Origin of the sequence: Pseudomonas sp. NPDC088429, assembly GCF_044753305.1 — a bacterium.
In the GTDB taxonomy this organism is placed as follows: Bacteria; Pseudomonadota; Gammaproteobacteria; order Pseudomonadales; family Pseudomonadaceae; genus Aquipseudomonas; species Aquipseudomonas rustica.
Genome location: NZ_JBIVMX010000068.1, coordinates 22101 through 28831 on the forward strand (window position 1 = coordinate 22101; position 6731 = coordinate 28831).

Below are 6731 nucleotides of genomic sequence, written 5' to 3' on the forward strand. Positions count from 1 at the left end.
GTTCAAGGAAGGCAATCGCGCCCGGTGGCGCGGCCGGGCTTCAAACCCGGTTGGGGACGGCATCCGTTCCCGGGCAGGTTCGACTCCGGCTGCCTTCCGCCAATTATCAGAATCAAAAGATCGCAGCCTTCGGCAGCTCCTACAAAAGCCTGCGATCTTTTGATGTTCAAAGTTTGCGATGCGCATCCATCCGATCATGCAGGATTCGAATGATCGCAATGCCATAGGCCGTAATGCGAAAGTAGATCATGTGCCGTTCTACGCTGCAGCGCCGATAACCAACACGGATGGCATCGCAGGCGGGTGCTGTTTTGGGACGCTCAGTCAATTGAGCAAATGCAGTGGTGAGAATATCGATGTAACGATTTGCCTGATCCAGGCCCCATTGTTGCGCGGTATAACTCCAGATCGCCTCGAGGTCGCCCTCGGCAGCAGGTGTCAGGCGATATTCAGCCATGCGTAGTCAGCATTCTCTGTTTGAACGCCTCTGGATCGAAGGGGCGTGGTTTGCCGCTAGACTCACCTTCGCGAAGCGCTGCACGAATCGTTTCAAGTTCAGCAGTGCGTTCTTGTTCACGTCGGATCAGATCGCGAATGTATTCGCTGTCGTTGGTGTAATGGCCGGCGTCGATTTGAGCTTTGATCCAGTTATCTTGTTGGTCAGTCACGGTGATGGTTTTTCGAACGGTTCCCATGATCGGGCCTCCAGTGAAAGGGTCGATAGCGCGGAATTTATCATACTATTGGTGCGCTAAGGTGCTCTCTTGTGGGAGCGGGCTTGCTCGCGAAAGCGGTGGGTCAGTCAACATTGCGGGCGATTGATGCGCCGCTTTCGCGAGCATGCCCGCTCCCACAGTTTTGATTGTGTTTCGGGCAGGGTGATTTGTTCTGTCAGAAGGCGAGCGGGTATTGGATGACGACGTAGATACGGTCGATGTCGTCGCCGGACTGGGCTTCGTTCGCGCGGTGGGAGACGTGGGAGAGTTGTACTGAGAGGTCTTTTGCCGCGCCGGACTGGACGATGTATTTCATGTCGATGTCGCGCTCCCAATGTTTGCCGCCATCGCCTTGCTGCAGTTGATACGCGCCGCCAACCGGGGCGTGGGTGCCGTCGATGTGGTCGCCCGAGACGTAGCGGGTCATGAAGGTCAGGCCGGGGATGCCGAAGGCACCGAGGTCGAGGTCGTAGCGTGCTTGCCAGGAGCGTTCGTGGGCGCCGTTGAAGTCGGCGTATTTGATCGAGTTGGCGAGGTAGATCGAGTCACCGCCGACAAAATCGAACGGTGTATCGCCATTGATCCGCTGCCAGCCGAGCATTACTGCGTGCGCGCCGAAGGCATATTTGCCGGAAAGGCTGAAGGCTGTGTTGTCGATCGCGCCGGCCAGCGCCTGGCCGGTATCGCGGGTGTGGTAGAGGTTGGCGTCGAGTAGCAGGCCGGATTGCTTGAAGTGCAGATTGCCGTAGTACTGGCGCCAGGTGTCGCTCAGGTCGGAGGCGTAGAGCGCGCCGCCGAGAGGGCTGTCCGCGAACAGATCGGCGCCGATAAAACTGATGCCGCCGGCTTCGGTATTGGCGCCGTAGCCGTAAAAATCGCCTTTGCCCGATGAGCTGTCCTGATTCTTGAATGCGGTGAAATGACCGGCGACCAGATTGAGGTTGTCGATCTCTCGGCTGTTGAGCAGCAAACCCGTGGCGTATTCCGGTTGCAGGCGTTTGTCGGAGGTGTCGAAGACCGGCGTTTCTACGGTCATTTCGCCGAACGCCAGAGTGGTGCGCGAGGTTTTCAGCTTGAGTGCACCGCCGGCGCTGGAGTAGTTGTTTTCGCTGCGGCCGTCACTGTCTACCGGCAGCAAACCCGTGCCGGAATGGCCCTTGCCGCCATCGAGTTTGAACCCGGAAAAGGCGTGGGCGTCGATGCCGAAGCCTAGCGTTCCTTCTGTGAAACCAGATGAGAAGGTACCGATAAACCCTTGAGCCCATTCCTGTTTATAGTTTTTACCGCTGGGCGAGGGGGATCGGTAGTCGTTACTCAGGTAGAAGTTGCGCAGAAGGATTTCGGTTTTCGCGTCGTCGAAGAAATCGCCGGCTGAGGCAGCTCCGCTCAGACCACAGAGCAGGGCTAGCAGGGTGAGACGCGAGGGTGCGCGATCGATCATGGTCGGAGGCCAGCAGCAATTGAAGTGGCACCGATGATCGCGGGATTTCAGAGCAGGCGATTGAGCCAATGTGCTGACTTGATGGGCCATTGTAGGAGCTGCGGCACGCTGCGATCTTTTGATCTTGATTACAAAAAACCAAGGATCAAAAGATCGCAGCGTGCCGCAGCTCCTACAGGGATGGTGTTATGACAATGGCGGGGTGCGTGGCGGGATCTGGCGTTTGCTGCCGGTTGATTCGAATGCGGCGGCCAGGCGCAGCAGGCTCGAATCGTCGTAAGCGCGACCGGCGAAGGTCAGGCCGACCGGCATGCCGATGTCGGCCATTACGCCCATCGGCACGGTGACGGTCGGTACCCCGAGGTGACGGATCGCGAGGTTGCCGTTGGCCACCCAGATGCCGTTGCTCCAGGCGATATCCGCCGATGCCGGGTTAACGTCGGCATCCGCCGGCCCCACATCGGCCACTGTCGGGAACAGCACGGCGTCGAGGCCGAGCTTATCCATCCACTCTTCCAGATCGATGCGACGCGTCTCTTCTAGCCCACGTAGGCCATCGGGCACGGTGCTGATTTCATTCCACGGCGTGATCCCGCGTTCAGCCATGCGCACGTATTCGTCCATGCCGGCGACCAGATCGCCTTCACGGTTGGGCAGGGTGCCCGGCTCGTGCGGGAAGATTTTCATCCCGTCGACGTCAACCAGACGATTGAGCTTCGGGTCGCCGTTGGCTTGCAGGAAATCATCGAACGCCCAAGCGGTCAGATCCCACAGTTCATGGTGAAGAAACTCTTTCGAGACCAGACCACGGGTGAACACGGTCGGCGCGCCGGGGCGATCGCCTTCGCAGTTGGAGACCAGCGGGAAGTCAGTTTCGATGACTTCAGCGCCCGCCGCTTCGAGTGCCTGACGTGCCTGTTTCCACAGATCAATCACCGATTCGCGGGTGTTGATGCGCTGGCCGGTCGGGCCACCGATGCCCGGTGCTTCGCTGGTGCCAGCCTCAGGATCGGCGTTGATGAACATGCGTGGTACGGCGAAACGCTTGCCGGCCAGCGCTTTCGCGTCAGCGGCCAGATCAGCATAAGCAGCAGGGCGCACGGAGCTGACGCTCGGGATCGGCACCCACGGTTGCAGGCGCCACAGGTCGCCACGGGTGTCCGGGTCTTCGGCGACGACGATGTCTAGGACTTCGAGCAAGTCAGCCATAGTGCGTGCGTACGGCACCACAACGTCCATGGTCGGGGTCAACGGCCAGTTGCCGCGCACCGAAATTACGCCGCGCGACGGCGTATAGGCGCACAGGCCATTATTCGAGGCCGGGCCACGACCGCTGGACCAGGTTTCTTCGGCCAGACCGAACGCGGCGAAGCTGGCAGCGGTGGCAGTCCCGGCGCCGTTGGATGAGCCGGAGGCAAAGGGTGCGGCCAGGTAATCGGCGTTGTACGGGCTCTCGGCACGGCCATAAACGCCGCGCTGCATGCCGCCATTGGCCATCGGCGGCATGTTGGTCTTGCCCAGGCAAATCGCCCCGGCCGCGCGCAGGCGCTCGATGGTGAAGGCGTCGCGATAAGCAACCAGATCGGCAAATGCCGGGCTGCCGGACGCGGCGGTCAGGCCTTTGACCAGATAACTGTCTTTGGCGGTGTAGGGGATGCCGTCAAGCGGGCCAAGGGTTTCACCTTTGGCGCGACGGGCATCGGCGGCTTGCGCTTCGTTCAGCGCTTCAGGATTGCGCACCACCACCGCATTCAGCGCGGTCGGCGTATCGGCGCCGTCGTAGGCGTCGATGCGGGCGAGGTAGGCTTGCACCAGCTCGACCGAGGTGGTCTGGCCGGATTCCAGCGCAGCGCGCAGTTGCGCAATGGATACTTCGGTGACTTCGATCATGCGGTCACCGCCGTTGGAATGTGGGTGTTTTTCTTGGAATGGGTGTTCATATCGGTTCTCGTTGCACAGCTTTAAGCGACAAGGTGAAGACTGGCGCCTATTTAACACCAAGCGGCGCACGGAGTAATCGGCGGGATCTAACTTTGTCCGCCAATGGCTACTGGTTAGGCAACTGTAGGAGCTGCGGCACGCTGCGATCTTTTGATTTTGTTTTTCAAGATCAAGATCAAAAGATCGCAGCGTGCCGCAGCTCCTACAGGGGGATTGTGCAGTGACGAAGATCAGAGGACGCCGTACTCCCGCGCCGTGCGATCCACGGCAATTCGGGTCTTGTCGATCAACTCATCCAGCTCCGCCCGGGTCGCTACCAGCGCCGGCGCCATGATCATCCGGCCCAGTGTCGAACGAATGATCAAGCCTTCTTCAAAACCGATCGTGCGGCAACGCCAGGCCATGTCGTTCTCATTGGCAAAGCGTTTGCGGCTGGCCTTGTCTTCAGCAAACTGCAACGCGGCCACCAGGCCGACGCCCTGAATCTCGCCGATCAACGGGTGATTACCAAACACCTCGCGCAAGCAATTTTGCAGATACGGCCCGGTATCAGCCTTCACCTGAGCGACCACGCCTTCATCGCGCAACGCCTTGAGGTTGGCAATCGCCACGGCAGCCGCGACCGGGTGCCCGGAATAAGTCAGGCCGTGGGCGAACACGCCACCTTTCTCAACCAGTGCTTCAGCCATACGCCGCGACAGAATCAGACCGCCCATAGGGATGTAACCGGAGGTCAGGCCTTTGGCGATCGACAGGGTGTCTGGCTCGAAACCGAAGGTCTGATGCGCGAACCATTCGCCGGTGCGGCCGAACCCGCCGATCACTTCGTCGGCGCACAGCAACACGTCGTACTTGCGGCAGATGCGCTGGATTTCAGGCCAGTAAGTGGCCGGCGGAATGATCATGCCGCCCGCGCCCTGAAACGGTTCGGCGACGAAAGCGGCGACCTTGTCGGCGCCCAGTTCGAGAATCTTGTCTTCCAGTTGCCGCGCCGCTTGCAGGCCGAACTCTTCCGGGCTGAGGTTGCCTTCGTGGGCAAACCAGTACGGCTCGTCGATGTGCGCGACGTCAGGAATGGTGCCGCCCATTTCGTGCATGAACTTCATGCCGCCCAGCGCCGTCGCTGCGAGGGTTGAGCCGTGGTAGCCGTTCCAGCGGCCGATCATGATTTTCTTCTCGGGCTTGCCCATCACTTGCCAGAACTTGCGCACGGTGCGGATCAGCACTTCGTTGGCCTCGGAACCGGAGTTGGTGTAGATCGCGTGGCTGTAGTGCTTGGGCAGCAGGCTGAAGAGCAGCTCGGACAGTTCGATCACCGCCGGGTGGGTCGTGTGGAAGAACATGTTGTAGTAGGGCAGCTGTTCCAGCTGCGCGGTCGCGGCGGCGGCCAGATCCTTGCGACCGTAGCCGAGGTTGGTGCACCACAGGCCAGACATGCCGTCGAGATAGCGATTGCCATCGTTGTCCCACAGTGCCAGGCGATCACCGCTGACCATCACCCGTGGGCCTTCCTCGTTGAGGGCCTTTTGGTCGACGAACGCGTGGATGTGGTGCGCGGCGTCGGCGGCTTGGTAATCGCTGGTACTGCGGGTCGAATCGAATTCGGCGGACATGGCTGATCTCCAGAGAAAAGGGCGGGTGAGTGCGTTCGTTGCCGCGCTGCACGAGTAAAGTTTTGTCACCTAAAAATATTTTTGTAAAGAAAATATTTGTCGGTGAAAAAATATCGCCGTAGGCTGAGGGTCATTGGCAAGCATCATCAGAGGCAACATGAGCGGACTTCGAGAGCGGCAAAAGGAACAGCGCCGGCAGGTGATTGCCGAGGCGGCGCTTGAGCTGTTCAAGACCAACGGGTTTGCGGCGACGACGCTGGATCAGATCGCGGTGCAGGCCGGGGTGTCGGCGCCGACGGTGGTGAATTATTTCGGCGGCAAGCAGGAGATTTTGTTGGCGTTGCTGAAGCAGCCGGATGAGAAGGCGATGCGTGATTCGCGAGCTCGTCTTGATGACGACAGTGATCCGCTGGAGGCGTTGTGTGCGTTTGAGGGGTTGATGACGCATTACCAGTTGGAGGCTATGCCGGCTTCACTGTGGCGGGAGTTGGCGCCGTTTTTGTTTACTGGGGAATTGGCTCGTGCGCTTGATCCTTGGAATGCGGCGGTGATTGAGGAGACCAAGGCGCTGCTCGTGTATTTTCAGGGGGTTGGCAGGATTCGAGACTCGGTTGATATTGATGTGGCGGCGACGGTGTTTAATCAGTATGCGAATGTGGCGTTTATTCGGTTGGCGACTGAGGTGATGCCGGATCGGGAGGCGCATTCGCGGCATATGCGGAGTGTGTTGGGGTTGATGTGTCATGGGATGTTGGTTGGGTGATTGGGGTTTTGGGTTTTGGGTGTATATCCGGTGCTGCGGGTGTTGCTGGTTATGGTTCCGCCCTTACGGCGGGTCACTTTTGCAGACGCCCAAAAGTAACCAAAACGCTTTGCCCTGACGTTCGGCCCTCGCTGTGGCTCGGGTTCCTTCGCTCCGGGATTTATCCGGGGGGCAGCGCCTACGGTTTGCTTCGCTGCACCTCCTCTCGCTGTGTTTGGCTGCGCCAAACGGTCGCTGCGCTCCCACCCCCGGATCAA

The 6731-nt window shown here is 59.7% G+C and carries 7 protein-coding genes and 1 tRNA gene; 3 read left to right on the forward strand and 5 right to left on the reverse strand.

Translation table 11 applies throughout. The features are described 5' to 3' along the window. Nucleotides 1-6: 6 nt before the first annotated feature. Nucleotides 7-102, forward strand: a tRNA-Sec gene (locus ACIP66_RS24235). A 64-nt stretch (nt 103-166) separates the two neighbouring features. On the opposite strand, the gene ACIP66_RS24240 is transcribed toward ACIP66_RS24235, so the two are convergent. From ACIP66_RS24240 to ACIP66_RS24250, 3 genes are all read right to left on the reverse strand, one after another. Next, the gene (locus ACIP66_RS24240) at nt 167-457 is read right to left on the reverse strand and encodes a type II toxin-antitoxin system RelE/ParE family toxin (RefSeq protein WP_400651475.1); all 291 of its coding nucleotides are present in this window, start codon (nt 455-457) and stop codon (nt 167-169) included. Then, nucleotides 450-695 carry a type II toxin-antitoxin system ParD family antitoxin gene (locus ACIP66_RS24245; RefSeq protein ID WP_053120009.1) on the reverse strand — a complete coding sequence of 82 codons (246 nt, stop codon included), beginning with the start codon at nt 693-695 and terminating at the stop codon, nt 450-452. The genes ACIP66_RS24240 and ACIP66_RS24245 overlap by 8 nt, the downstream gene beginning before the upstream one ends. Before the next feature lie 196 nt (nt 696-891). Next, entirely contained in the window at nt 892-2106 is a 1215-nt protein-coding gene (locus ACIP66_RS24250) for an OprD family porin (protein WP_400651492.1), read from the reverse strand. Here ACIP66_RS24250 and ACIP66_RS24255 point away from each other — a divergent pair. After that, nucleotides 2042-2194 carry a phage DNA packaging protein J gene (locus ACIP66_RS24255; protein WP_400651478.1) on the forward strand — a complete coding sequence of 51 codons (153 nt, stop codon included), beginning with the start codon at nt 2042-2044 and terminating at the stop codon, nt 2192-2194. The genes ACIP66_RS24250 and ACIP66_RS24255 overlap by 65 nt on opposite strands. A gap of 149 nt (nt 2195-2343) precedes the next feature. On the opposite strand, the gene ACIP66_RS24260 is transcribed toward ACIP66_RS24255, so the two are convergent. Together ACIP66_RS24260 and ACIP66_RS24265 are read right to left on the reverse strand one after the other, a co-directional pair. Beyond that, nucleotides 2344-4047 (reverse strand): amidase, encoded by a 1704-nt coding sequence (locus ACIP66_RS24260; RefSeq protein WP_400651481.1) that lies wholly within the window; start codon nt 4045-4047, stop codon nt 2344-2346. Nucleotides 4048-4328: 281 nt separating this feature from the next. Continuing rightward, nucleotides 4329-5711, reverse strand: a complete 1383-nt coding sequence (locus ACIP66_RS24265; RefSeq protein WP_400651484.1) for an aspartate aminotransferase family protein — start codon at nt 5709-5711, stop codon at nt 4329-4331. A 157-nt stretch (nt 5712-5868) separates the two neighbouring features. On the opposite strand from ACIP66_RS24265, the gene ACIP66_RS24270 reads away from it, so the two are divergent. Further along, complete coding sequence (locus tag ACIP66_RS24270) at nt 5869-6474, forward strand: TetR/AcrR family transcriptional regulator (RefSeq protein ID WP_400651486.1); 606 nt, start codon at nt 5869-5871, stop codon at nt 6472-6474. Nucleotides 6475-6731 lie beyond the last annotated feature (257 nt).